General features: G+C 36.1%; 20 protein-coding genes, 1 tRNA gene and 1 other RNA gene. 15 read left to right on the forward strand and 7 right to left on the reverse strand.

What is annotated here, in order from left to right; all coding sequences use genetic code 11:
* Positions 1-242: 242 nt before the first annotated feature.
* Positions 243-767 carry a tRNA adenosine(34) deaminase TadA gene (gene tadA / locus ACH0B5_RS15460; protein WP_174232718.1) on the reverse strand — a complete coding sequence of 175 codons (525 nt, stop codon included), beginning with the start codon at positions 765-767 and terminating at the stop codon, positions 243-245.
* A gap of 222 nt (positions 768-989) precedes the next feature.
* On the opposite strand from tadA, the gene ACH0B5_RS15465 reads away from it, so the two are divergent.
* From ACH0B5_RS15465 to ACH0B5_RS15475, 3 genes are all read left to right on the forward strand, one after another.
* Positions 990-1,631 (forward strand): deoxynucleoside kinase, encoded by a 642-nt coding sequence (locus ACH0B5_RS15465; protein WP_122973585.1) that lies wholly within the window; start codon positions 990-992, stop codon positions 1,629-1,631.
* Positions 1,628-2,296, forward strand: a complete 669-nt coding sequence (locus ACH0B5_RS15470) for a deoxynucleoside kinase (RefSeq protein ID WP_406928084.1) — start codon at positions 1,628-1,630, stop codon at positions 2,294-2,296. The genes ACH0B5_RS15465 and ACH0B5_RS15470 overlap by 4 nt, the downstream gene beginning before the upstream one ends.
* Before the next feature lie 216 nt (positions 2,297-2,512).
* A complete protein-coding gene (locus ACH0B5_RS15475; protein WP_406928085.1) occupies positions 2,513-3,286 on the forward strand; it encodes an SDR family NAD(P)-dependent oxidoreductase in 774 nt (257 codons plus the stop codon).
* A 46-nt stretch (positions 3,287-3,332) separates the two neighbouring features.
* On the opposite strand, the gene ACH0B5_RS15480 is transcribed toward ACH0B5_RS15475, so the two are convergent.
* Positions 3,333-4,091, reverse strand: coding sequence for an MBL fold metallo-hydrolase (locus ACH0B5_RS15480; protein WP_406928086.1), 759 nt, complete (start codon positions 4,089-4,091; stop codon positions 3,333-3,335).
* A gap of 72 nt (positions 4,092-4,163) precedes the next feature.
* Here ACH0B5_RS15480 and ACH0B5_RS15485 point away from each other — a divergent pair, with 72 nt between their 5' ends.
* Together ACH0B5_RS15485 and ACH0B5_RS15490 are read left to right on the forward strand one after the other, a co-directional pair.
* Complete coding sequence (locus tag ACH0B5_RS15485; RefSeq protein WP_174232717.1) at positions 4,164-4,697, forward strand: LOG family protein; 534 nt, start codon at positions 4,164-4,166, stop codon at positions 4,695-4,697.
* 225 nt (positions 4,698-4,922) lie between these two features.
* Positions 4,923-6,146: a threonine synthase gene (locus ACH0B5_RS15490; protein WP_122973588.1), complete on the forward strand. Its 1,224-nt coding sequence runs from the start codon at positions 4,923-4,925 to the stop codon at positions 6,144-6,146.
* Between the two features lie 234 nt (positions 6,147-6,380).
* Here the strand turns inward: ACH0B5_RS15490 and ACH0B5_RS15495 are convergent, their stop codons facing one another.
* Complete coding sequence (locus ACH0B5_RS15495) at positions 6,381-6,761, reverse strand: sodium:proton antiporter (protein ID WP_122973582.1); 381 nt, start codon at positions 6,759-6,761, stop codon at positions 6,381-6,383.
* A 184-nt stretch (positions 6,762-6,945) separates the two neighbouring features.
* On the opposite strand from ACH0B5_RS15495, the gene ACH0B5_RS15500 reads away from it, so the two are divergent.
* On the forward strand, positions 6,946-7,587 hold the full coding sequence (locus tag ACH0B5_RS15500) for an RraA family protein (protein WP_406928087.1): 642 nt from the start codon (positions 6,946-6,948) through the stop codon (positions 7,585-7,587).
* A 17-nt stretch (positions 7,588-7,604) separates the two neighbouring features.
* Here ACH0B5_RS15500 and gltP read toward each other — a convergent pair whose 3' ends face one another.
* From gltP to ACH0B5_RS15520, 4 genes are all read right to left on the reverse strand, one after another.
* Positions 7,605-8,876: a glutamate/aspartate:proton symporter GltP gene (gene gltP / locus ACH0B5_RS15505; RefSeq protein WP_406928088.1), complete on the reverse strand. Its 1,272-nt coding sequence runs from the start codon at positions 8,874-8,876 to the stop codon at positions 7,605-7,607.
* Positions 8,877-8,954: 78 nt separating this feature from the next.
* Positions 8,955-9,830 (reverse strand): response regulator, encoded by an 876-nt coding sequence (locus ACH0B5_RS15510; protein WP_406928089.1) that lies wholly within the window; start codon positions 9,828-9,830, stop codon positions 8,955-8,957.
* A 14-nt stretch (positions 9,831-9,844) separates the two neighbouring features.
* Positions 9,845-11,092, reverse strand: coding sequence for an ATP-binding protein (locus ACH0B5_RS15515; RefSeq protein ID WP_241559393.1), 1,248 nt, complete (start codon positions 11,090-11,092; stop codon positions 9,845-9,847).
* 152 nt (positions 11,093-11,244) lie between these two features.
* Positions 11,245-11,337 (reverse strand) — tRNA-Ser (locus ACH0B5_RS15520).
* 161 nt (positions 11,338-11,498) lie between these two features.
* Here ACH0B5_RS15520 and ffs point away from each other — a divergent pair.
* The 9 genes from ffs to ACH0B5_RS15565 all read left to right on the forward strand — a co-directional run bounded on the left by ffs (position 11,499) and on the right by ACH0B5_RS15565 (position 23,854).
* Positions 11,499-11,764: signal recognition particle sRNA large type (gene ffs / locus ACH0B5_RS15525), an RNA gene on the forward strand.
* 249 nt (positions 11,765-12,013) lie between these two features.
* Positions 12,014-14,404: a hypothetical protein gene (locus ACH0B5_RS15530; RefSeq protein ID WP_406928090.1), complete on the forward strand. Its 2,391-nt coding sequence runs from the start codon at positions 12,014-12,016 to the stop codon at positions 14,402-14,404.
* Positions 14,405-14,406: 2 nt separating this feature from the next.
* The gene (locus ACH0B5_RS15535) at positions 14,407-15,342 is read left to right on the forward strand and encodes an ABC transporter ATP-binding protein (RefSeq protein WP_122973278.1); all 936 of its coding nucleotides are present in this window, start codon (positions 14,407-14,409) and stop codon (positions 15,340-15,342) included.
* Complete coding sequence (locus ACH0B5_RS15540; protein ID WP_122973275.1) at positions 15,339-16,190, forward strand: ABC transporter permease; 852 nt, start codon at positions 15,339-15,341, stop codon at positions 16,188-16,190. Before ACH0B5_RS15535 ends, ACH0B5_RS15540 begins: the two co-directional genes overlap by 4 nt.
* Positions 16,191-16,201: 11 nt before the next feature.
* A complete protein-coding gene (locus tag ACH0B5_RS15545; RefSeq protein WP_406928091.1) occupies positions 16,202-17,626 on the forward strand; it encodes a hypothetical protein in 1,425 nt (474 codons plus the stop codon).
* Between the two features lie 16 nt (positions 17,627-17,642).
* The gene (locus ACH0B5_RS15550; protein ID WP_406928092.1) at positions 17,643-18,638 is read left to right on the forward strand and encodes an AAA family ATPase; all 996 of its coding nucleotides are present in this window, start codon (positions 17,643-17,645) and stop codon (positions 18,636-18,638) included.
* The gene (locus ACH0B5_RS15555) at positions 18,635-19,513 is read left to right on the forward strand and encodes a DUF58 domain-containing protein (protein ID WP_406928093.1); all 879 of its coding nucleotides are present in this window, start codon (positions 18,635-18,637) and stop codon (positions 19,511-19,513) included. Before ACH0B5_RS15550 ends, ACH0B5_RS15555 begins: the two co-directional genes overlap by 4 nt.
* An 11-nt stretch (positions 19,514-19,524) precedes the next feature.
* Positions 19,525-21,276: a vWA domain-containing protein gene (locus ACH0B5_RS15560; protein ID WP_341362919.1), complete on the forward strand. Its 1,752-nt coding sequence runs from the start codon at positions 19,525-19,527 to the stop codon at positions 21,274-21,276.
* On the forward strand, positions 21,260-23,854 hold the full coding sequence (locus ACH0B5_RS15565) for a VWA domain-containing protein (protein WP_341362920.1): 2,595 nt from the start codon (positions 21,260-21,262) through the stop codon (positions 23,852-23,854). The genes ACH0B5_RS15560 and ACH0B5_RS15565 overlap by 17 nt, the downstream gene beginning before the upstream one ends.
* Positions 23,855-24,216: the final 362 nt, after the last annotated feature.

Consider the following 24,216-nt stretch of genomic DNA (forward strand, 5'->3'; position numbering starts at 1 on the left):
GATACTTTCAACTAGATGATGGATATGGAAAGCAATATCATTATTTTGTAATTTTACTTCTAAATCTAAAGGCAAAATGAGTTGATTCATGTTATAATCTTTAAACATAAGGATCCTTCTTTCGATATGGTTTTGTGTGGTAACTTAATTTTATCAGAAGAGGTCCTTATTTTATTGTAAAAAATTCAAAGCCGGTGAAATTTTACTTTTCGTAAAATTTCACCGACTTTTTTTATATTTGTTTATATATCTTTATTATTTTCTTGTTGAGATAAAAGCCTTCTCGCCTTTTTCTCTTCCTTTTTTCGCTCCCGGATAGCACGGAAAAAATTAGTAAGCAATTGACCACATTCATCTGCTAAAATGCCCTCTATAACTTCGCATTCATGGTTAAAGCGGGAATCATTTAATAGACGATATAATGAGTCTACACAACCAGCTTTCATGTCTCTCGCTCCATACACAACCCGAGGAACACGGGATTGTAAAATAGCACCTGCACACATTGGACAAGGTTCTAATGTTACATATAGGGTTGTTTCTTCTAAACGCCAACTACCAATAGTTTCACATGCTTGTTGTATTGCCATTAATTCTGCATGGGTTACGGCATTTTGTGAAGTTTCCCTTAAATTGTGGGCCCGTCCAATGATTTTATCTTCATAAACGATAACGGCACCTATTGGTACTTCTCCTAATGCTGCTGCCTTTTTTGCTTCAACTATCGCTTCTTCCATGAATTTGCGATCTTTATCAAAAATATTCACGTACATCGCTCCTTGCTTGTAAGTGTATCACGGTCATTGGGAAAAATGAACTTTCACTAATATTCGCTTGGAGAAAATGGAACAATTCTTTAACTCTAGTAACTTTTGTTTGATTTTTATAATAATTACTTATGAACTTCAATCACTGTCTCTGTTTTTCGACAAGTTGATATGATAAAATGAATAGCATTGACGAATTAGACTAAAAGGAGGGACTTCTCATTGTCTGTTCCATTTATTACAGTCGAGGGTCCGATTGGTGTAGGGAAAACGTCGTTATCAAAGGCGATTTCGGATGCCTTTGACTATCATCTATTGAAAGAGATTGTGGATGAAAACCCGTTTTTAGGGAAGTTCTATGAAAATATTGATGAGTGGAGCTTTCAAACGGAGATGTTCTTCCTTTGTAATCGATATAAACAATTAACGGATATTAAAAAACATATGTTACAGGTAGGATCTCCGGTCGTAGCAGACTATCATATTTTCAAAAATTTAATTTTCGCAAAACGAACATTAAAACCTTCTGAATATGAAAAATATGAAGCCATTTATAATATTTTAACAGCTGATATGCCGCGCCCAAATATGGTGATATATTTACATGCTAGTTTAGATACATTGATGAATCGGATTGCAATGCGCGGTAGAGAGTTTGAAAAAATGATTACCCGGGATTACATAGAACGATTAGCTAAAGACTACCATGAGTTTATTCAACATTTTGAAATGATGCACCCTGATATTCCTGTTATCCAAATTAATGGTGACCAAATCGACTTCGTAAGGAATCAAAATGATTTACAACAAATATTACAATTAGTAGAAGAGAAGCTACAACAAAGGAGTACAAATCAAGAATGAATTTAAGAGAAAAATATCAAATTCCATCGAATACAGTGATTACGATAGCAGGTACTGTCGGTGTAGGGAAGTCAACAATGACAAAGGCTCTTGCAGAAGCTTTAAATTTCCGTACATCCTTTGAAAAGGTTGATACGAATCCTTATTTAGATAAATTTTATGATGATTTTGAAAAATGGAGTTTCCATTTACAAATTTACTTCCTAGCCGAACGTTTTAAGGAACAAAAACGGATTTTCGAATATGGTGGCGGCTTTGTTCAAGATCGCTCGATTTACGAAGACACAGGCATTTTTGCGAAAATGCATTATGATAAAGGAACAATGAATCCGACCGATTATGAGACGTACACTAATTTATTTGAAGCTATGGTTATGACACCATACTTCCCTCATCCAGATTTACTAGTATATTTAGAAGGTCCAATCGACGACATCATTGGCCGTATCCAAGAACGCGGTCGTGAAATGGAACAACAAACACCAAAGGATTATTGGATTGAAATGCATGAACGATATGAAAACTGGATTAATAATTTCAATTCATGTCCTGTATTACGTTTAGACATTAATGACTATGATTTAATGGCAAATCCAGACCAAATCGAAAACATTGTGGAACGAATTGCATATATGTTAAAACAAACAAGTCATTTACGTAAATAAATAGCAAACTTTATCAAAGCCTTTTCTACGAACTTTTTGTAGTGGGGCTTTTTTTCATGAAATAAAGCGATTAGAAAAATTTTGTAAAGTCTAATTTATTGAATTTTCAAATTTTAGAGAGTATCCTAAAATAGAGTGGTGTTCATTATTTATCTATATTAAATATGAGCTCTAACCTCTTTTGAAAGCGATTACAACAAAAAATGGGAGGTTTTTATGGTGAGTAAACTAGAAAACAAAGTAGCGATTATTACCGGTGGAGCAGGAGGAATTGGAAAAGTTACTGCAAAACGCTTTTTAGAAGAAGGGGCAAAAGTTGTATTAGTTGATTTATTCCAAGAATCTCTTGATGAAACAAAAGCTGAGTTAGAATCCCTTGGAGAAGTAATTGTCGTTCAAGCCGATGTATCAAAAGAGGAAGAAGTAAAAAATTATGTAAATAAAACGGTAGAGCAGTTTGGAAAAATTGATATTTTCTTTAATAATGCGGGTATTGAAGGTAAAGTTGCCCCAATTACTGAACAAAAAGTAGAGGATTTAGATAAAGTATTGGCCGTTAATGTCCGTGGTGTGTTTTTAGGATTAAAATATGTTTTAGCTGTTATGAAAGAACAAGGTTACGGTAGTGTTATTAATACTTCTTCTGTTGCAGGATTACATGGAAGTCCAGACGTTACTCCTTATGTTGCCTCGAAGCATGCCGTTGTAGGTTTAACAAAATCAACAGCGCTAGAAGTAGCACCTTACCAAGTACGTGTAAATTCTATTCACCCATCACCTGTAAATACAAGAATGATGCGTTCTTTAGAAGAAGGTTTTGCTCCTGGACAAGCTGAGGCAGCTAAAGCGAATATGGAAAAATCCATTCCATTAGGTCGATATGGAGAATCAGAAGATATTTCAAATTTAGTTTTATTCCTTGCTTCAGACGACAGTAAATTTATAACTGGAGCTCAATATCGCGTAGATGGCGGTATGGGTGCATTATAAAAATAAAAGCGGGTAGAGAATCGGATTTTCTCTTCCCGTTTTTTAGTTAAAAGTGAAGAATTTCACCTTTTTTTACAATGTTTATATTGGCGCTGTCAATGACTTTCTGAAATTGTTCAACATTGTCGTTATAATGCATGGCATAAAGTTTTGAATAGTATTCTTTAGGGTAATAATCGAGCACTTCTTGTAATGTGGCATGGACACCATTAAAGGTAAAGCTGACATCTTGGAAAATGGCGACCGTGTTCCCATCAACTTGCCCAATAATATTCGCTTCTTTTAGACGTTTTACATCGCTAGTAAATACAATATTGGATTGCAAGGATGCTAATTTAAATCCAAAACTAAGCAATCCATCTGCATGGGTATAACTAGTATCAAAAATTGTAAAGGAATAATCCTCTATTTTATAAACTTCCTTTTCTTTTAAACAAACAAAATTACAAAAATCCTCAACTGTTCGCCCTTGATTTGCAAGTCCGTGGCTAAGTAAACTTTTTAATAAAGTAAGTAATTTTTCATGAACAATAATCGTCGTTTTTAGCGGACTATGTTGCCCATTATTAAATTGCCAAAACCGTTGCATGATCATTTCCTCTAAACCACCGACATGGTCAAAATGTAAATGGGAAATAAAGACAAAATCTATATCGGTATAATGGTATCCAGCTTCACGAAGGCTATATCGCAATGTAGAGCCAGCATCAATTAATAGGCATTTTTCATTTAAATGAATGATATAGTTATTATGGAAGTTTGTTTTGGTAAAAGCTCCACCAACTCCAAGAGGGTAAATTTTCATCGCTCTTCTCCTTCTATTTGAAAATTTAATGTTATTCTTGTATTGTATCAAATTGACATGGAGGTATAAAAAATGAATGTAGCCATTTATTGTGGATCACAGACAGGGAAAAGTGCAATTTACATAGAAAGTGCAAAAGAATTAGGCGAGAGATTGGCAAAAGAAAAGATTGGAATTGTATATGGTGGTTCCAACATTGGTTTAATGGGTGCAGTGGCGGATGCTGCCCTTGCCCATAATGGGGAAGTTATTGGGATTATGCCAGAGCATTTACAAAAAAGGGAAATTGCCCATTTGCACTTAACGGAGATTCATTTTGTTGAATCGATGCATGTCCGTAAAAAGAAAATGATTGATCTTTCAAATGCTTTTATCGCTTTACCAGGTGGGTGTGGAACACTAGATGAATATTTCGAGGTGTTTACATGGGCACAGATTGGTTTACATGAAAATCCTGTCATTTTATATAATATAGATGGCTTTTATGATGCCCTCATCCAACATTTTGAAAAGATGTTCGAGGAAGGATTTATACGTGAAGAACAACGCAGTATACTAAAAGTGGCGACGAACGTTAATGATATTATAGCTATTTTGAATAAATAGGATGCTCTTTTTGATAAATCGATGTCATCAAGTGTTGAGTAAAAAGAATTTTTGTTTTAAATAAATAGAAAATTTAGAAAAAGTTACAAACATAGTTGACTTATCGGAAAACTGATATTAAATTTAGTTTAATAGTTGGCTTATTGGACAACCAAAGGCTGCAATGATCTATATTTTGATGGATTATTGTTGCCTTTTTTAATTCTAGGAGGGAATGTGACGATGATGAAATATAGTTATATTACTCATTTAGAGTGCCCAAAGTGCGGTAAAACTTATGAAGAAAATCGAATTCAGCAGTTATGTCAGTGTGGCTCCCCGTTACTAGTACGTTATGATTTAGAAAAAGTAAAAGAAACTATTAACCGTGAGGACATGAAAAATCGCCCTAATACTTTGTGGAGATATCATGAGCTACTTCCAGTCCATCATCAAGAAAATGTAGTGTCGCTAGGAGAAGGAATGACGCCATTAAAAAAACTGCCGTATTTAGGAGCTGATTATGGATTAAATAATTTATACATGAAAGACGAAGGGATTATACCAACGGGTTCTTTTAAAACTCGTGGAGCAAGTGTGGGAATTTCAAAAGCAAAGGAATTAGGGGTAAAACATCTAGCAATGCCGACTAATGGTAATGCAGGTGCTGCCTGGGCATTGTATGCAGCAAAGGCGAATATAAAAGCAACAATTGTCATGCCATTAGATGCTCCTGAAATTACTCGAAAGGAAGTATATATTGCTGGTGGAGATTTATATTTAATTAACGGTTTAATTAGTGATGCTGGAAAAGTTGTAGGAAGCTTAGTACAGGAACAAGGGGTTTATGATGCATCTACATTAAAAGAGCCCTATCGGATAGAGGGTAAGAAAACAATGGGTTATGAAATTGTTGAACAATTAGGGTGGAAAGTGCCCGATGTGATTTTATATCCAACGGGTGGAGGTGTAGGCATCATCGGAATCTATAAAGCTATTTTAGAGCTACAACAATTAGGATGGATTGAACAGGGGAAGTTGCCACGGTTAGTAGCTGTTCAAGCAGAAGGATGCGCCCCAATTGTAGAAGCGTGGAAAAAAGGAGAGAAAGAATCCGTCTTCTTTGAAAATTCAACAACATGTGCATTTGGCATCAATGTTCCGAAGGCTTTAGGTGATTTTTTAGTATTAGAAGGAATTTATGCAACGAAAGGATGTGCTATCGCCGTATCGGAGGAAGCATTACTGGAAGCTCAAAAACTAGTAGCCTCACTAGAAGGTAATTTTATTTGTCCAGAAGGGGCAGCTACATTCGCAGCTGTTAAAACTTTACGTGAACAAGGATGGATTCGAGAAGACGAACATGTTGTATGTTTAAATACTGGATTAGGTTTGAAATATCCTGAAACTGTTGAGATAGAAGATGTTGAAACTCTTCAACCTGGTCAACAGATTCTAATAAAAAATTAAAGGTTATACATGATTGCTGGAAAGGTAAAAGGAAGAGCTGGAAGCACTAAGGGAAGAACAATTCTTTCAAAAAGCATACGAGGAAACTTTAAAACCAGCATTTGGTGATAGCATACGGGTAGAAGATCTTGGTGTAGAAGGAAATATAGAACAATAATCAAATAAAAAGTATCCTTTGTGTTGATCAGTAGAGAATTACTGTAACATAAGGGATACTTTTTATTTTGAGTAAGATTATTTTAAAATTATCGCTACTAGTAGCGGAATGGTCATTAACAGTAAAACACCAAAGCTCCATAAAATTTGCTTTGTTGTCGACATATGTTTAGGACGGATGCTAATCGTATCATATAAGTTGTTAATTGCTCGTTGCTCTTTTTTATATAATAGTTTTTGAAATTGATCATAGTCATCGATGTAGGAGGAAGGAGGCTCTAATCCGAAACGAATAGCTCGCACGTCTTCCGTTACATCTTGATTATCATAAAAATAAAGAATGGTTGGTGCAAGCCCTCCTGTATGCTTAGCAATAACATCAATGTCGAAGGAAACCATTTTATAACCAGTTTCTCCATTTTCTTTTTTATATTGCATAATCAATCGGTTCCGTTTCATATTTATCACTCCTCATTGGATGTAATGAATCGAAGAGTATGCTTCCCCACCATTTTAACCACTTCCTCTACTTTTAATCGGGAACGATCACATAAGTCTAATTAAATTAACCTATTTAACTTCCTATAATAATCCTATAGAATTTAAATTATTACAATATTTTGTTAATTTGGAGGGCAAAAAAATGGAAACGACTACAATACAGGAACGTTTTTACGCTTTACCAACGACAGCAATCTCGGATGCTACAGGTGGACATACAAATTTGGATAGTAAGATTAAGCCGTTAGCAGATCATTTTAAAATTGCAGGACGAGCTATAACAGTACGTTTACCAGATGGAGAAAATGGTGCGGTTTTAGAAGCGATTAGTATGGCACAAAAGGGTGATATTTTAGTTATTGATGCTAAAGGAAATACAAATCGAGCTGTAGCGGGTGATTTCGTCGTCTCCCTTGCAAAGGGAATAGGTGTACAAGGTTTTGTTGTAGATGGTGTAATTCGAGATATGGCCGCAATTCAAGATTTAGATTTCCCGGTTTTTGCATTAGGCACAACAGTTGCAGCAGGATTTAAAAATGGAGGGGGAGTTGTTAATTGTCCAATTTCAGTTGGAAATGTAACGGTTCACCCTGGGGATTTTATTATTGGGGATATCGATGGTGTTGTCGTCGTTCCACAACAGGATATTGAAAAGATTGTTGAAACTGCTGAGAAAAAGATTGCAAAGGATGAAGCTCGTGAAAAGGAAGCGTTAGGAAATGGGGAAGAATCTATTCGAGCTTACTTAGCAAAGGCCGTATCGAATATAAAAAAGCCGCAATAATTTGCGGCTTTAAATGTTTATTTAGCTAATTCAGCATTGTATGCTTCCATTTTATCTTCGTCAAAACGTTTTTCCCATTTTGACATAACGATAGCTGCTAAAGAGTTTCCGACAACGTTTACTGCTGTACGGGCCATATCGAGAATACGGTCAATTCCAGCGATAAATGCTAGTCCTTCAAGTGGGATACCTACGGATCCAAGTGTTGCTAAAAGAACAACGAATGATACGCCTGGAACACCAGCAATACCTTTTGAAGTAACCATTAATACTAGCATTAATGTAATTTGTTCTGTAATGCTTAAATCGATACCATACATTTGTGCAATAAATAGTGCAGCAATTGCTTGATACAATGTTGAACCATCTAAATTAAAGGAATAGCCAGTTGGAATAACAAAAGAAGTAATATCTTTTGGACAACCGTATTTCTCCATTTTATTCATAATACGTGGTAAAACGGTTTCAGAACTGGATGTAGAATAAGCAAGAATCAATTCTTCTTTTAATACTTTTAATAAATTAAAAATGTTAATACCAGCAATTTTCGCTGTAATTCCTAGTACAACAAGTACAAAGAATATCATTGCACCATAAACAAGAAGTGCTAATTTTCCAAGTGGGATTAAAGATGATAAACCAAATTTTGATACTGTAACCCCGATTAAACCAAATACACCAATTGGTGCAAACTTCATAACAAGGTTAGTAACCCAGAACATCGCATCGGCAACGCCTTGCGCTACATCAAGTACAGGTTTCCCTTTTTCGCCAATTGCTGCTACCCCTAAACCAAATAATACAGAGAAGAAGATAACAGGTAACATATCGGCCTCAGCCATTGACTGAATGAAATTGGTTGGAACAATACTAACAATAGTATCTAATAAGCCGCCACCATCATGCTCAACCGACTCTGTCGTTTCAACATAAGATGAAATGTCAGTTTGTGTTAATTCATTCATGTTAATGCCTTCACCTGGTTGGAAAATGTTAGCTGCACCTAAACCAACGACGATGGCAATTGTTGTGATAATCTCAAAGTAGATTAAAGTTTTACCACCTAGGCGACCTAGTTGTTTCATATCACCAGTACCAGCTACACCGATAATAAGCGTAGAGACGATGATTGGGACAACAATCATTTTAATTAAATTTAAAAAGATCGTACCAAGTGGTTGTAAATATTTCTCTACATTAGGGTTGCCATAGAAAATAGCACCTACAATGATCCCTAATACTAGACCGATTATTATTTGAGAAGCTAAACTAAGTTTAAATTTTTTCAATTTTCTCCCCCCAATCAAATGTAGGACAAGTCCATAATAATAGTATATGGATGACTTACAAAATCCGACAAAATCCGATTAATCCACTTTGCTAATTATTTCAGCAAATAACACTTGAATAAATTTTTTGATATTTACTTTCGCTTTTCGTTGATCATTTTCTTCGATTTGACGCATTAGTGATCGAATTTCGGTAAAGTCAAAATAACGAGGGGCATAATATTCAAATTCTGAATTTGTATAATCAACAATTCCCAAATTAGCAAGATTAATCATTGCAGCTAAAATCGTCCGACGAATGCGTTGTTCAATCGCTTTACTTTCTTTTACGATATCATCCGCTGTAGATTTTGTTAAACTTGCCACTTTCTCATATAATTCTTTTAGTGGTGGGAGAGGGGAAATTTTATATTTATCCATAAGTAAAAGTTCAATGATATTCGTTATATCCTCACTGCCTACCTCACCGACAATACCCATATCATTTAAAATGGATTGAACATGGTCCCTAGACGTTTTCTTAACATGTTTTTTATCCTCAGCAAAATGGGATAATGACTGTCTAATGGCTAAAATAGAATTTTTTAAGCGATATTGTTCTTCTGTTTTCCGAAGAACCGTTTCAACTTCGATTTTATTAATGGGTTTATGAATAAAAAATTCTATCCCCTTTTCGTAACTTTGGGCAACCATTTCTTTATTTACAACTTGAGAAATCATTATAAAATGACCTTCATAAAGATTTTCACGTAATTTTTCAATTGTCGTGATACCATCTAGTTTGGGCATTAGTAAATCGATTAATACGAAATCGGGTTGGATAGCTAATATTTGAGGGATAGCATCTTGACCGTTGGAAGCTTCACCGATGACACTTCCTAGCTCGCTTTCATTAATAATAGTTGATAACATTTTTCGACTTGCACGGTCGTCGTCAACAATGAAATAACGCATGTCTTTCTCCTTTTCTATAACATATTTGTCGGGATTGTAATGATAAATTTTGTTGTTTTATTACTTTCAACATGTATATTACCGTGTAATTTTGCTACGATTGCTTGTACATGGGATAAGCCAATTCCCGTGGAAGGCTCGCCTTTTTCATTAAATTTCGAAGTAAAACCTGGGTCAAAGATAACTGGAAGGGAATGTTCTGGAATACCAATCCCATTATCTTCAATTATAATATTTGTTTCATCGGCTTTCATACCAACCGAAATGGTAATCGCCCCCTCGTTTTCAATTGCTTCTACTGCATTGGCGACTAGATTGTTTAATACGGCAAGTAATTGAATATGGGCATGTGTATGAAAATCTTCATTTAGTAATACGTTAAATTGAATATTTTTCTTTAGAAGCACACTATATTTTTGATTAGCTTCTGAAACAAGGGAAAGTAAATCCGACATTAAATAATGATCGGATTGTTTATTTTCTACAATGTTCGACAATCCAGCAAAAATACGTTGCTGATCTTTCTTCACTTCATGAATTTCTTGAGCAATAATTAATGCTTTTATGCTTAATTCGGAATGAACCGTTGCTAATTGTTTATATAAATCAAAGCTAGAAGCGGTAATTTGTTCAATTTGGTTCATTGATTTTTGTAAATATAACGTTTCCACATATAAATTGGAGCCAATGTTTAATAATTGCTGAACTTGCTTTTTATTTTCAGCAATGATTATTGAGCTATATAATCCAACAACAAAAAAACTACGTAAAAGGGCAATCGTAATAAGTAAAAAAATTTCCTCTGCATTAATAGGTATTTTCGTTACAAATAGAGTAGTAAAAAGGTGCTCAATACTATTACTAATGATTTCAAATAAAGAAGCCATCAACCCTAAAGTTAAAGGTTTTGTTTTATATTTTTCTATATTAAAAATAGACAAACATACAGCAAATGAAAAATAAAAAAGGGCTGCTGGGAAATGTTCGATTAATGCATTTATAAAAGGTTGTTCATAAAATAGGCTATCTAACAATGAACGGAATAGTACGACGGTTAAACCGGTTATAATCCCCGTTGTAATAACGGGTACAGTACGTATTAATACGGCAATAAAAAAAATAATACTGCCTAATCCAAAACGGAAAGGTGCTTCTTCATAGGGCATTATTTTAATTTCACTACCAATTGCGGTAAGTAAAGCAGTAGCAAGGATTGCAATCGTACAACGATTAACTTTTGAAAGGGCTTTCATATATTCCATGGAAAGACTTCACCTTCTATTAATGAGTGTTTTTTCATTATAAATTAAAAAAGTACTATAACTGCTATCAGTTTTAGTACTCGAATGGAATTTCTACAAAAAAAATCCGTTACGTTACGTAACGGATGTTATCATCATATAGTAAATAAAAATGGCGGAGGCAGTAGGATTCGAACCCACGCGCGGTTTAACCCGCCTGTCGGTTTTCAAGACCGATCCCTTCAGCCAGACTTGGGTATGCCTCCGTTTCGACAAAGAAAAATATATCATATAACTATATTATGGTCAACAAATAAGTAGAAAATAAGTAGAAGGGAAAGTTTTTTAAAAAAAGATTTCAACTTTTCCATTATTACCAGAACTAAACATTGCATTTTCCCTCAATAATAAAGTATACTAGTTTATGCCGTGCTAGGTGGGGAGGTAGCGGTGCCCTGTAACTCGCAATCCGCTCTAGCGAGACTGAAGTCCTTTCTGAGGCTGTCCGTATGTTTGGTCTGCCTCTTGCACGTAGTGTTGAAGGTTGGGTCCTGCGCAATGGGTACCCATGAACCATGTCAGGTCCGGAAGGAAGCAGCATTAAGTGGTTTCACCCATGTGCCGCGGGGTAGCCTAACCTGAGCTGGCGACAAGAGTAACGCTTATGTACGGCTGTCGAAGAAAGGTGCACGGCTTTAATGTGCATAATAAAAGCCTAAAAAGGCATGAATAAAAGACGAAATGAACGTTTATGTTCATTTCGTCTTTTTTATTTTATTACATCTTAAATCAAGAGTACCTCTCCTAAATTGTCACCCTTTTTATTAATTTATACGAACAATGCGAACAATTTTTTAAGAATTCATTATTAATTTGGTAAAAATGGAACTTAAATGTAAAATAGACGTACCAATTAAAAAAGGGGATTAAGGGGTTGAGATTTTGTTAAAGAAAAATATTTTAGCTATTTTATTTTTTGCATTCATTTTTAATTTTCTACATATAGATACTGCTAGTGCAGCGCCTAAATTGGATGTAAAAGCAGAAGCAGGAATATCTAATAAAGTTAAATATTATACACCGGTTCCATTAAAACTTACGATCACAAATAATGGTACGGCATTTTCAGGTGATTTAGTCATCGATGCAGCTGAATCTTATTCAATGGGTTCCGGCTTAGTATACCCATTAGATATAGCTGAGGGTGAAACAAAGGAAATTCAAATTTACTTAAATGGACTTGCAGAAGACTATATGTATAGTAGTCCTCAAAAAACTTTATTTTATTTTTATGAAGGTGGAATTGAAGATGGTGAAATGGTTAAATACACGGGTAGTAAGACCGTCAAACCTCAATTTCATGAACAAGAAGCAACTTTTATCTATACGCTGACTGAAAATAGTGACCGGCTTTCTTCTCTCTTACGTTTAAGACAGTATTCTACTTTCAATGTGGAAGTATTTAATTTAAATCAATTAAAAAATTATGAATTTCCAACTGATGAAAAAGGGCTAGCGATGGCTAATGTGTTAGCTGTCGATGAAATTAGCCTAACAGACTTTTCTGAGGAACAACAAAACGCAATATATAGTTGGGTTGAGAAGGGGGGAGTTCTTTTAATCGGTGCCTCTGACCAAGTAGAGGCTTCTGTAGGAATTTTTAAAGATTATCTTCCATTATCACTTTCAAATGAGAAAGTCACTGTATCTCAGGAGAGATTAAAGACACTATCCCAAAATGGTGTGTTTACGCAAGATATTGATGTATATAAGGCGACTGAAAAGGAAGGAAGTCATCGTCTACTAGCAGATGGAAACACAATTTTAGCTTCTAAAAAAACTCTAGGCAGCGGGCAAATTATTCAAACGACATTCTCCCTAGGAGATCAACCACTTGCTTCAATGGATGGTTATTCAAAATTACTATCTGAAATTTTAAAACTACAAACTACAGTACAAAATAATAGCTTTGCAATGAATTTTGGTAATTTCAACGACTATCTTCCCCATGAAGTGGGAAGTGTAAATGAACTGTTTCCTTCCTTTGAAATATCGACGACTATGCTAGTCATTGTCATTATTATTTACATTTTATTTATTGGACCAATGCTTTACTTTATTTTAAAAAGAATGGATAAGCGGGAACATGCTTGGTGGCTTATTCCACTATTATCCATTGGTTTATCCCTTTGTCTTTTCATTTTTGGGGCAAAGGATCGTTTAATGCAGTCTCAAATACAACAAGCTGCTTTTTATAAAGTAGAAGGAGATAGTTTAACTGGTAAGTATATGGAGACCATTTTAACAAATCGCAGTGGAGATTTTACGTTTAATCTAGATGAAAATACTACTGCTACTGCATCGCAAGGTATGGATTATTATTATTCAAGTCCAGCTGACAATGTTTTACATGAAAAATCCTATGTTAAAGAACGTGCAAATGGTTCTATTATTCAATTGAGAAATTTAAATTACTGGTCTGTTCAATCGATTGTTGGGGAAACAACCATTCATAATGCAGGGAATATGGATATTCAGTTGACAGTAAAAGACGGGTTAATCGAAGGGACTGTAACGAATCATTTCCCGTTTAAATTGAATGATGTGACTATTTGGTCGGGTACAAAAGAAATAGAACTAGGAGATATTGAATCGGAAGGTACATTGAAAGTATTGGAACAAGTAAAAAATTCCGTTTTACTTTCACCGGCCATTACAAACTACGGATATAATGCTCCACAATCGAAAGATGACTTATTACCAATGCGTTTAGAAAAAGTAAAGTATGGAGCAGGTGGCTTAATTCAGGATGACCATGCTCCTACAATCATAGCGTGGACAGATGAATCGTTAGTTGGCATTGAATTAGATGGGAATGCTGAAGTCTCACCAGTAGCGTATATTGCTCAAACATTTGAGCCGAAGATGGAACTTTCAGGTGGATTTACTTTAAATAAAGATACGTTAGAAGAATATGTAGAGCCAACAAATGCTGCAAGTTATATGGAATTAACAAGTGAATCATCGAATGAATGGTATCTAGACAAAGGCGATTATAACTATACAGTTCAAATTCCATCAGAGTTAATCGAAAATTCTTCCTGGACAGAACTATCTGTTTCGAATAAAGCATCTAATCGACTTGAGATAGCTATATGGAATATAAAAACTTCACAATTTGAAGATATTCAAGAAGCGAGTATAACCTTTAAAGACAATTTAGATCAATACGTATCAACAGATGGACAAATTAAAATGCTAGTCCGATTAAATGATTATTTAGGAACACCAGTTAGAATGCCAGATGTAGAAATTAAGGGGGTGGCACAATAATGATGGTTGATATTAAAGGATTAACTAAAAAATACGGCTCATTTGTTGCATTAAATAACTTAAACTTGTCATTAGATGAAGGAGTTGTATTTGGGTTCGTAGGTGCCAATGGTGCTGGTAAATCTACTACTTTTTCTATACTAGCTACTCTTTTATCACCTACATCTGGTGACGCGTTTATAAACGGTAAAAGTGTTGTTCGTGAGCCGAAAGAAGTAAGAAAGCTAATTGGTTATATGCCTGATTTCTTTGGAGTTTATGATCAACTAAAAGCCGATGAATATTTAGATTTTTATGGGGCAAGTTATGGTCTTTCTGCTGCGGAAAGGCAAGTTCTTATCCCGCAGTTATTAGAGCTTGTTAACCTTTCACATAAACGATATGAATATGTCGATTTACTATCTCGTGGTATGAAGCAACGTCTTTGCTTAGCTCGTTCTCTTATTCACGATCCAAAGGTGCTTATTTTAGATGAACCTGCATCAGGATTAGATCCGCGTGCCCGAATCGAAATGCGAGATATTTTAAAGCATTTAAAATCTATGGGAAAAACAATTTTAATCTCCTCGCATATTTTACCGGAGTTAGCGGAAATGTGTGATGAAATAGGTGTAATTGATAACGGAAAGCTTATTGCCCATGGTAATGTGGCGGCGATTCAGGAGCAGTTGCAAGGAGATAAACGGATCATTGTGAAAGTATTAGAGCAAATGGAAAGGGCACGGGACTTCTTTGAAGAGGATCCTTTTATCTCCTCTATTGAAGTAGCTGACAGTAGAAATGAAATATCCTTTAATTATCGAGGGAAAACGGAAGATCAAGTGAAGCTCTTACGAAAGGCGTTACTTGCTGATATTCCGATTTATACGTTAACCGAAGAGGAAAAGAACTTAGAAGATGTCTTTATGGCTATTACGAAGGGAGCGGATGAAGCATGATGGATCGTTTTTCGAATCCAGTATTATTAAAGGAATTAAAATTGCGATTCCGCGCCTTTAAAAGTTTTTCTGGCTTAATGTTTTACTTAGCTGTTTTATGTATTTTCGTGGCAGGATTTTTATTAATCCGCACACAATTTACAGGTACTAATTTTTTTAGACCAGATGATAGCTTCACGATGTTCGCTGTTTTAAGTGTGCTTCAGATGGGATTAGTAATGTTTATAACTCCAGGATTAACAGCGGGTGCAATTAGTACAGAACGAGAGAAACAAACATTAAATATACTACTGACTACAACCCAAAGTTCTACTCAAATTATCATTGGTAAACTTTTATCGTCAGTTGCCTTTTTAGTACTAATGTTATTGGCAGGGTTGCCGTTATATAGTCTTGTATTTTTATTTGGAGGGGTATCGCCTTCCCAATTTGTAACGATTTTCCTTTTATACTTAATAACACTCGTTGCTATTGGTAGTATAGGAATAATGTTTTCAACAATAACAAAGAAAACAATTGTATCAATGATTGCGACATATGGTGCAATGATTTTTCTAGGAGGAATTACCGCCTTCTTCTTCTTTATGGGTGTTTCGATGGAACAAATGTCAATGGGTATGAGTACAGCAACACCGTTTGCACCTATTACTTATTTTTGGGCGAGCATTAACCCTGGTGCATTAATGGTGACAATTCTTTATCCGGAAATGGCAAATAGTTTGGAATCGGTAGTTGGTATATCGTTGCCAATTTGGGTAGTTTACTTAATTTTTTATATATTACTTACAGTATTTTGTTTATTTGTGGCCATCCGTAAATTACGGGCAAACATGAAAACAAATCGATAGGAGGAAGGACGATGAATCGTCGAAACCTGTTAGGGCATTTTATTCGTCGGGCTAAAAGAAGTCTTAATATGGAGCGTTTATTAGTTCAATTACAATATGGAATATTCCTTTGCCTTGCCTTAAGTGCGACGATTCTCGTTGTATCCCGCCTGTTTGTCTTTCCTTATTATAGGGAAGTTGCGATTTACGTTGGAATCGGTATTCTTTTTGCTGTAGGAATTTATATATGGTGGAAAAGGATAAGGGAAAAGGAGGCGTTACATCGTTTAGATGCCTTTTATCCTCATAATGAGCTTGTAACGGCCCTTTCATTTATAGATAAAAAGAATCCATTAGTGCAAACCCTTATCCAAAAGGCCGAAAATGAGTCACCGAAGGCATTTGATCGGTTTAAAAAAAGGCAGAAAGTTATTTGGAAGCCTAAAGTATTAATTGGAATTATGCTTTTGATGATAGGAATTGGCATATTGTCTTTCTTCCCTTCAGCGACGCAACAAGAAGCTATTGAAGTTGAAAAAGAACAAGAAGTCATTAAAGAGATAGAAAAAGAAGTAGCAAAGTTGGAGAAAAAAGCAATGAATGATGAGGTGAAAAAGCAACTACAGGAGCTATCAAATAAATTAAAGGATATCGAAAGTTCTGAAGAAGCTCTTCGTGAAGTAGTGAAAAAACAAAAGGAATTAAAATTGCAGGAACAAAAGCTTAAGGAAAAAGAGGCATTAGCCAAACGAGAAAATGCAGAAAATTCTGGCGGCTTATCGGCGGAAGAACAGAAGCAGCTAGAGGAATTAGCAGCTTTGCAAGAAGGTCTTACAGATACAGCGAAAAGTTCTCAAACTACTTTAAGTAAATTAGGTAAACCTATTAGTTTCGATTTACAAAATGCAATTGCTAGTGAATTAGGTTCCGAATCAGCTGAAAATGAAGGAGAACAAGGAGATTCTTCTGGAGAACAAAGCGATTCCAACGGTGATAGCCAAAATGATGGCCAACAAGGTGATAGTCAGGAAGGGAACAACGGTAACCAAAATCAAAACAGTAATGGGCAGAATGGTCAAGGTCAGGGACAGGGTCAAGGCCAAGGACAGGGTCAAGGTAATGGTTCCCAAGGAAGTGGTTCTGGGAGTGGAAATGGTCAAGGGTCTAGTGGAGGCAGTGGAGCTGGATTAGGCCAAGGGAGTCGTGATTCCTTATCAATTCCCGAACGTATTGGTGGAAGCAGTGACACGACTGTTGATGGTGGGCCATTAAATGAAGGAAAAGCTGTAGGAGAGCAAAAAGGGCAAGTGCCGGTAACGAAAGGAACTATTCGACCTTATGAAGAAGTAATAGGCGATTATAAAGATAGCTACATCGAAAGTTCAGAAAGAATGCAATTACCAAAGGATTTACAAGATATTGTACAATCTTATTTCTCATCGATAGAGTCGGAATAAGTGGGAGGACGATATGATGGCGTTTAATGAAGAACAATATAACGAAATGAGCAATCAACTGCATCAAGTAAAAAATGAAATTAGTAAATTTATCGTAGGACAAGAAGAAGTAATAGAATTTACCCTTTACTCCATTTTAGCAGATGGGCACGCTTTATTAGAAGGATTGCCTGGATTGGGGAAGACGATGTTAATACGGACAATTTCGGAAGTGCTCGATTTATCGTTTTCTCGTATTCAATTTACACCGGATTTAATGCCGACAGATATTACTGGAACGAATATTATTGAACGAACTGAAAATGGAAAGCAGCAGTTCGCCTTCCAGCCTGGACCTATATTTAGTCAAATGGTGTTAGCAGATGAGATTAACCGCGCAACACCGAAAACACAAAGTGCACTGTTAGAGGCAATGGGTGAAAAGACTGTAACAATACTTGGGGATACAAAGAAAATGGCAAAGCCTTTTTTTGTTCTCGCTACACAAAATCCAATAGAAATGGAAGGGACATATCCTTTACCAGAAGCTCAGATGGATCGTTTTTTATGCAAAATTTTAGTACCATATCCTTCTAAACAAGAACTGATGGAAATTATGAAACGTACTACTGGGGCATTGGAAGTAGATTTAGAGAAAGTAATGAATAGTGATAGCATCATTTTAGCTCAACAAATGGTAAAAGAAGTATTGGTAGCTGAAGAAATGATGGAGTATGCGGTGAATTTAGTAGTGGCTACCCATCCAGAAGGAGAAGATTCTCATCCAGAAGTTAAGCAATTTGTTATGTACGGCAGTGGTCCCCGAGGTTTACAAAGTATTATTAAACTAGCGAAGGCCCGTGCGGTATTGCATGGTCGTTTCCACGTTTCCATTGCTGATATAAAATCGGTGGCAAAGCCTGCATTGCGTCATCGAATGATGATGAATTATGAGGGCGAGGCATCTGGTAAGACAGCAGATGATATGATTGAAACTATTCTTACAACGATTCAACAAGGAGTAGGGTTATGAGCACTTCGCCATTAATTCTTCCTGATGAATGGATTGCAAAAGTAAGTCGTTTATCGATCGCTACCTCATCGAAATTACGGGGACAGCATAAAGGTTCTCATCGTTCAGGACGGTTTGGATCCTCCCTTGATTTTTCTGATTTCCGCGAATATACGTTAGGAGACGACGTTAGACAAGTTGATTGGAATGTATATGCACGAACAGAAAAGTACTATATTAAACGATTTTTAGATGAACAAGAAATGAGAGTTCACATATTATTAGATGCAACCCGTTCAATGGGAGAAGAAAAAAAATGGGTTTTTGCGCGGCAAATTGCAGCTGCCATTGGGTTGATGGTATTAAATCGGGATGATCGGTTGACCTTTTCCTATGTAGGTGAAACAAATGCTATTCCTTTTAGAAGAAAAGGGGCAAGTTATCGAAAACCGTTTCTACAAGTCCTTTCAAATTTAGAGATGGCTAGTGGAGTCGGTAGTTTTGCCAAGGAAGGAATTAAAGTTTTACCAAAGGATAGTACAGTGCTTTTTATTATTACGGATGGTTTAGAGGCGATTGCAGAGTGGGAACAATTTTTTAAACGTTTACCCCGTTTTGCAGGAGATGTACGCTGTATTCAAATTGTAACGAAGGATGAATTAAATCCGACCTATACAGGGGATGTCCGTCTTATCGATTCGGAAACCTCTCAACAAGTAAATGTGTCCGTATCAAATCGTGTAATAGCCAATTATGAAAAAGCGAGGACTACCCATGAAAGTGAATTTGAAACTTTAGTTCATCGTTTTGGGATTCGGAAAACCCAGCTTATCGTAGAGGATGGTTTACAAACTGCTATTTTTCATAAATTATTTAAGTTAAATTGGGTGCAGTGAGGTGAAGGGGTATGGGATTTAGTAATTTAATCTATTTATGGACCGCTATCCTTCCATTAATTGTCCTCATTTATTATTTCTTCCGTAAAAAATATAAAGATCAACCAGTATCTTCTACTATCTTTTGGGACGAAGTGATGCAGGAAACAAAGGCTTCTCCATATTTGAAGCATTTACAAAGGAATGCGCTCCTGTACTTACAGTTATTAGCCCTCCTTTTATTTGTTTTAGCTTTAATGAACCCATTTATCAAACAAACGGAACTTGCTGGGGAGCAATCGATTTGGATTGTTGACACTTCTGCCACTATGCTCTTGGAAGACGGCGGGTTAACAACCTTTGAACGTCATAAAGAAGAAATGAATACTTTAGTTAATGAACTAAGCGGGAAACCAGTAACTATTATTACAACAGGCGAAGAACCTAAAGTTATTGTACGACAAGAAACGGAGCCCTCTGTCATACATAAAGCGATTAACAATCTAGAAGTGACTTACGAAAAAGAACAACTAACGAAGGCGATTGATATGGCTCAAGCATTTATTGGAGATACTTCTACTTCGATGTATTTATTTACCGATTCTGTAGAACGTGGCGAGTTACCTATTGAAAGTGAAAACATTAAGTGGATTGTCCATGGGGCAAGTAAAGACCTGAAAAATGTGGCGATTACCCGTTTTGCAGCTACTACAACGGAAGATAATGCTTTAGCCCTCGTTCAATTAAAAAATGAGACAGATGAAGAACAAGTAACGGAGTTAAATTTAATGGATGAAACAGGTAATGTTCTCATTTCGGAACAAGTAACTTTAAAGGGTAAAGAGGAATTAACAAAAACCTTTGATACACTGCCATTAGTTTCAGCTTTAACAGTCAATATAGAAGTGGATGATCATTATAAAGAGGATAATACGATGATGACTTTGTTGGGAAGTGGTATGTCCCAAATTGTAATTGATCAACAAATGCACCAGCTAGTGCAAAAGGGGTTCCAAGCATTAAATAAGGACGTTAAAATTGCCCCATCAGATCAGCTTGAAGCAATGAAAGACGTAATTATCGTAACAAATCAAGCAGAACTTTTAGGGAAAACCGATACCTCAATCGTATTAATAGGTCGTAACGATGAAGTAGCTGAGGAAATCAATAGTCTTGTAGATGTATCTGATGATGCATTATTTGCTTTTAGTTCATTAGAAGATGTTTACGTCCATTCAATCTATCCTGCGTTTGACCAGTTTGAAACTATTGCAACTATTGGCGAAAAGCCATTTATTCAACGTTCAGCTAGAGGAGATATTGTTATTTTAGCTGATATTCAGTCTACTGACTGGCCATTACACCCTTCATTTCCACTTTTTTTATGGGGACTACAAAATGAATTAGTAGGAGGAACTGAAAATTTAGGTACTTTTTCGCCAAATGAAAGCCGATCAGTACCGTTAGCAACAGGGGAATGGTCTATCTATTCTGGAGAGGATGAATATGTTTCATCCATTGAGAGTGGTAGTGAGTTTCGTGCGCCAGTAAAACCAGGTCTATACTCCATTCGCTCGAACGAAGAAGAAAAACAATTCATTGTACAGCTCTCACCAGAGGAACGTACTGTTCAAGAAGGGACGAGCTTTGAATTAGGTGTCATACAAAATAGTGGAGAAGAGGAAGAAACGAAGCAATCATTTATCCAATGGCTATTAATCCCTATTTTATTCATACTAGTTATTGAGTGGGAGGTGCAAAGAAGACGTGGATTTGCGAATTGATTACCCACTTGCTCTATTGTTACTTATCCCGCTACTAGGATATTTTGTTTGGACATGGTGGCATCATCGAAAACAATTAAGAAAAAATCAGCAAATTGTATTTGGTATTCGATTACTTGCTGTTTTAACGTTAGTGTTTGCCCTGTCCGCACCTTATTTACTTTTACCAGTTAAAGAAGAGCAAGTAGTCTTTTTAATTGACCGATCTGCTTCGGTAGAAGGGACAACAGATCAAGCTGTTGCTTTTATTGAAGAAAGCTTACAGTCTAAAAAAAATTCCCATCTTGTAGGAATTTATTCCTTTGCTTCGGATCTTCAAACAGAGTCAATTCTTACTGATTCGTTGGAGCATGTTCCTGAACTGAGTGAAATGACAAAGGAAAGTGAAACAAATATTGCGCAGGCAATACAGCTCACAACAGGTATCGTTGATCTAGAAAAGGCGACAAGAATTGTTTTATTAACCGATGGATTAGAGACAAAAGGGGATGTAACGGAACAGCTAACAAAGTTAACGAATTCCAATGTCTCCATTGATATTGTGGAGTTAAGTAAAGAGGTGAATGCAGACGTATCGATTCGAAGCTTTACGACACCACAAGTGGCTTATGCAGGAGAACAACAACAGCTAGAAACAGAAATTGAAGCAACTTCTCAGGCAACAGGTGAATTGTATTTATATGAAAATGATCAACTCATACACCAAGAAGCAATACAATTAGAAGAGGGAACAAATACATTTACTTACCGCCATGTTGGAAAAGCGGAAGGACTCGTTAAATATGAAGCTCTTGTTCAAGTGGAGGAAGATGCAATTTTAGAAAACAATCAATTAACGAGTGTTACGATGGTACAAAGCACACCTCGTTTATTAATTGTCAGTGACCGAGAGGGTGGATCCCCTATTGCTTCAGCATTAGGTACTAATTCTGTTCAATATACAGTAATGCCTTCAAGTGAATTACCGAATTCTTTATCAAGTTATTTACACTATAATGCGATTATTTTTGATAATATCCCAGGTCATTTAGTTGGGGAAGAAAAGATGGGCATTATTGAGCAAGCTGTTAAAAACTTCGGAGTCGGTTTTATGATGGTCGGCGGGGAAAATAGCTTTGGACTTGGAGGATATTTTAAAACTCCGATTGAAGCTTTGCTGCCGGTCGAGATGGAAGTGAAGGGGAAACAACAATTACCTTCCCTTGGACTCGTTATAGTTCTCGATCGTTCTGGCAGTATGATGGGGCCCAAGATTGAATTAGCCAAAGAAGCTGCTGCTCGTTCGGTTGAACTGTTACGTGAAGAAGATACTTTAGGTTTTATTGCCTTCGATGATCGCCCGTGGGAGATAATTGAGACAGCCCCGTTAAAGGATAAGGAAAAAGCGGTCAATACAATTTTATCAATCGCTCCGGGTGGAGGTACTGAAATTTATTCTTCGTTGGAAATGGCGTATGAAAATTTAGCAGACTTATCATTACAGCGAAAACATATTATTTTATTAACCGATGGACAGTCGTATACCCAAAATAGCTATGAAGATTTAATCGAAGAAGGAAAAGGGAATAATATAACGTTATCAACGGTCGCTATTGGAGCAGATGCTGATGGAGTTCTACTTGAATCGCTAAGTGAATTAGGAAGTGGACGTTACTATAGTGTAATTGATGAAACAACGATTCCTTCTATTTTATCCCGTGAAACAGCGATGGTTTCGAGAACTTATATCGAAGATAATCCGTTCTATCCGGTTATTTATAATGCCGAAGGGTGGAATGATCTTTTTAAAAATGGTGTTCCACAAATGAATGCTTATATAGGGACGACAGCCAAACAAACAGCGACGGTTATTGCTGAAAGTGAGAAGGAGGACCCTGTATTAGCAGAATGGCAATATGGGTTAGGAAAAACGATTGCCTTTACATCCGATTCTTCGGGAGCGTGGACTGGAGATTGGGCTCGTTGGGAGGAATGGCCCAACTTCTGGCAAACTGCTGTTTCAAGATTGTTCCCAACTTATAACGATATTGCTTATGATATTCGCCGTGACTCGGAAGGTTCCTTTGTAATTACTGACCCAACAAATCAAGCTGCCTTTTTAGATGTGGCAGTAGTGGACGAATCCGGAGAGGAACTCGATGTTCAATCTGATCCTATTTCGGCAAGTAAAGTCCGAACGGTAGTTGAAGCTGACCCAGGTCTAGTATTTTTCAGAATTACGAGTGGAGATGGATCGATATACCAGGCAGGATTAACGATTCCATATAGCGCAGAATATGAGTTGCATCCTCCAAATGAAACGTTATTAACTCAAATAAGTGAAAGAACTGGCGGTAAATTTTTAGAAGAACCTTCAGAAGCATTCCGAGAGTTTACACAAAAAAGTGCAGAAAAACAAAATATTACAACTTGGCTTGTATTATTGAGTATGCTGTTATTCTTTATCGATATTACAATTCGCCGTTTCGGATGGTCTTTTTTACAAACTGTACGCTCAAAAAATTTAGTATCCGAAAAACAAGTTGTTGAAGAAGAAACAAATGTTGCACAACTATTAAAAGAGATGAAGAAAAAGTAGTAAGGTTAGTAGGAGCTGTTAATTAATTAGCGGCTCCTATTTATTTTGAAAATCTAATTCTTATAAATGATCTTCTTTTTTAGTGTCGGTAAGGAAATGCTAACAAGACCTATGCTAAAACATAACTATTAAACGAAAGAATTAAGAAGGGGAGGAAACTGTTGACATACCAAGCATTTTACCGTGTATATAGATCGCAATCTTTTTGTGAAATGTCCGGTCAATTACACGTCAAAAGAACCCTTCAAAAATTAAGCGCTCTTACATTTAGTAAGAGCGCTTAGATTATTAATTCTTTTAAAACCACGTGCTCTGCACGTGTGAAAATATACTTTTAGAGTGGTAATGGAGATGGAATTAAA

The organism is Ureibacillus sp. 179-F W5.1 NHS (assembly GCF_045369345.1).
GTDB lineage: Bacteria > Bacillota > Bacilli > Bacillales_A > Planococcaceae > Ureibacillus > Ureibacillus halotolerans.

Excerpts from the sequence above, each read along its gene's own strand:
- ACH0B5_RS15470 (WP_406928084.1), top strand. The coding sequence starts at position 1,628 with ATGAATTTAAGAGAAAAATATCAAATTCCATCGAATACAGTGATTACG.
- ACH0B5_RS15475 (WP_406928085.1), top strand. The coding sequence starts at position 2,513 with ATGGTGAGTAAACTAGAAAACAAAGTAGCGATTATTACCGGTGGAGCA.
- ACH0B5_RS15480 (WP_406928086.1), bottom strand. The coding sequence starts at position 4,091 with ATGAAAATTTACCCTCTTGGAGTTGGTGGAGCTTTTACCAAAACAAAC.
- ACH0B5_RS15485 (WP_174232717.1), top strand. The coding sequence starts at position 4,164 with ATGAATGTAGCCATTTATTGTGGATCACAGACAGGGAAAAGTGCAATT.
- ACH0B5_RS15490 (WP_122973588.1), top strand. The coding sequence starts at position 4,923 with ATGAAATATAGTTATATTACTCATTTAGAGTGCCCAAAGTGCGGTAAA.
- ACH0B5_RS15495 (WP_122973582.1), bottom strand. The coding sequence starts at position 6,761 with ATGAAACGGAACCGATTGATTATGCAATATAAAAAAGAAAATGGAGAA.
- ACH0B5_RS15500 (WP_406928087.1), top strand. The coding sequence starts at position 6,946 with ATGGAAACGACTACAATACAGGAACGTTTTTACGCTTTACCAACGACA.
- ACH0B5_RS15510 (WP_406928089.1), bottom strand. The coding sequence starts at position 9,830 with ATGCGTTATTTCATTGTTGACGACGACCGTGCAAGTCGAAAAATGTTA.
- ACH0B5_RS15515 (WP_241559393.1), bottom strand. The coding sequence starts at position 11,092 with ATGGAATATATGAAAGCCCTTTCAAAAGTTAATCGTTGTACGATTGCA.
- ACH0B5_RS15535 (WP_122973278.1), top strand. The coding sequence starts at position 14,407 with ATGGTTGATATTAAAGGATTAACTAAAAAATACGGCTCATTTGTTGCA.
- ACH0B5_RS15540 (WP_122973275.1), top strand. The coding sequence starts at position 15,339 with ATGATGGATCGTTTTTCGAATCCAGTATTATTAAAGGAATTAAAATTG.
- ACH0B5_RS15545 (WP_406928091.1), top strand. The coding sequence starts at position 16,202 with ATGAATCGTCGAAACCTGTTAGGGCATTTTATTCGTCGGGCTAAAAGA.
- ACH0B5_RS15550 (WP_406928092.1), top strand. The coding sequence starts at position 17,643 with ATGGCGTTTAATGAAGAACAATATAACGAAATGAGCAATCAACTGCAT.
- ACH0B5_RS15555 (WP_406928093.1), top strand. The coding sequence starts at position 18,635 with ATGAGCACTTCGCCATTAATTCTTCCTGATGAATGGATTGCAAAAGTA.
- ACH0B5_RS15560 (WP_341362919.1), top strand. The coding sequence starts at position 19,525 with ATGGGATTTAGTAATTTAATCTATTTATGGACCGCTATCCTTCCATTA.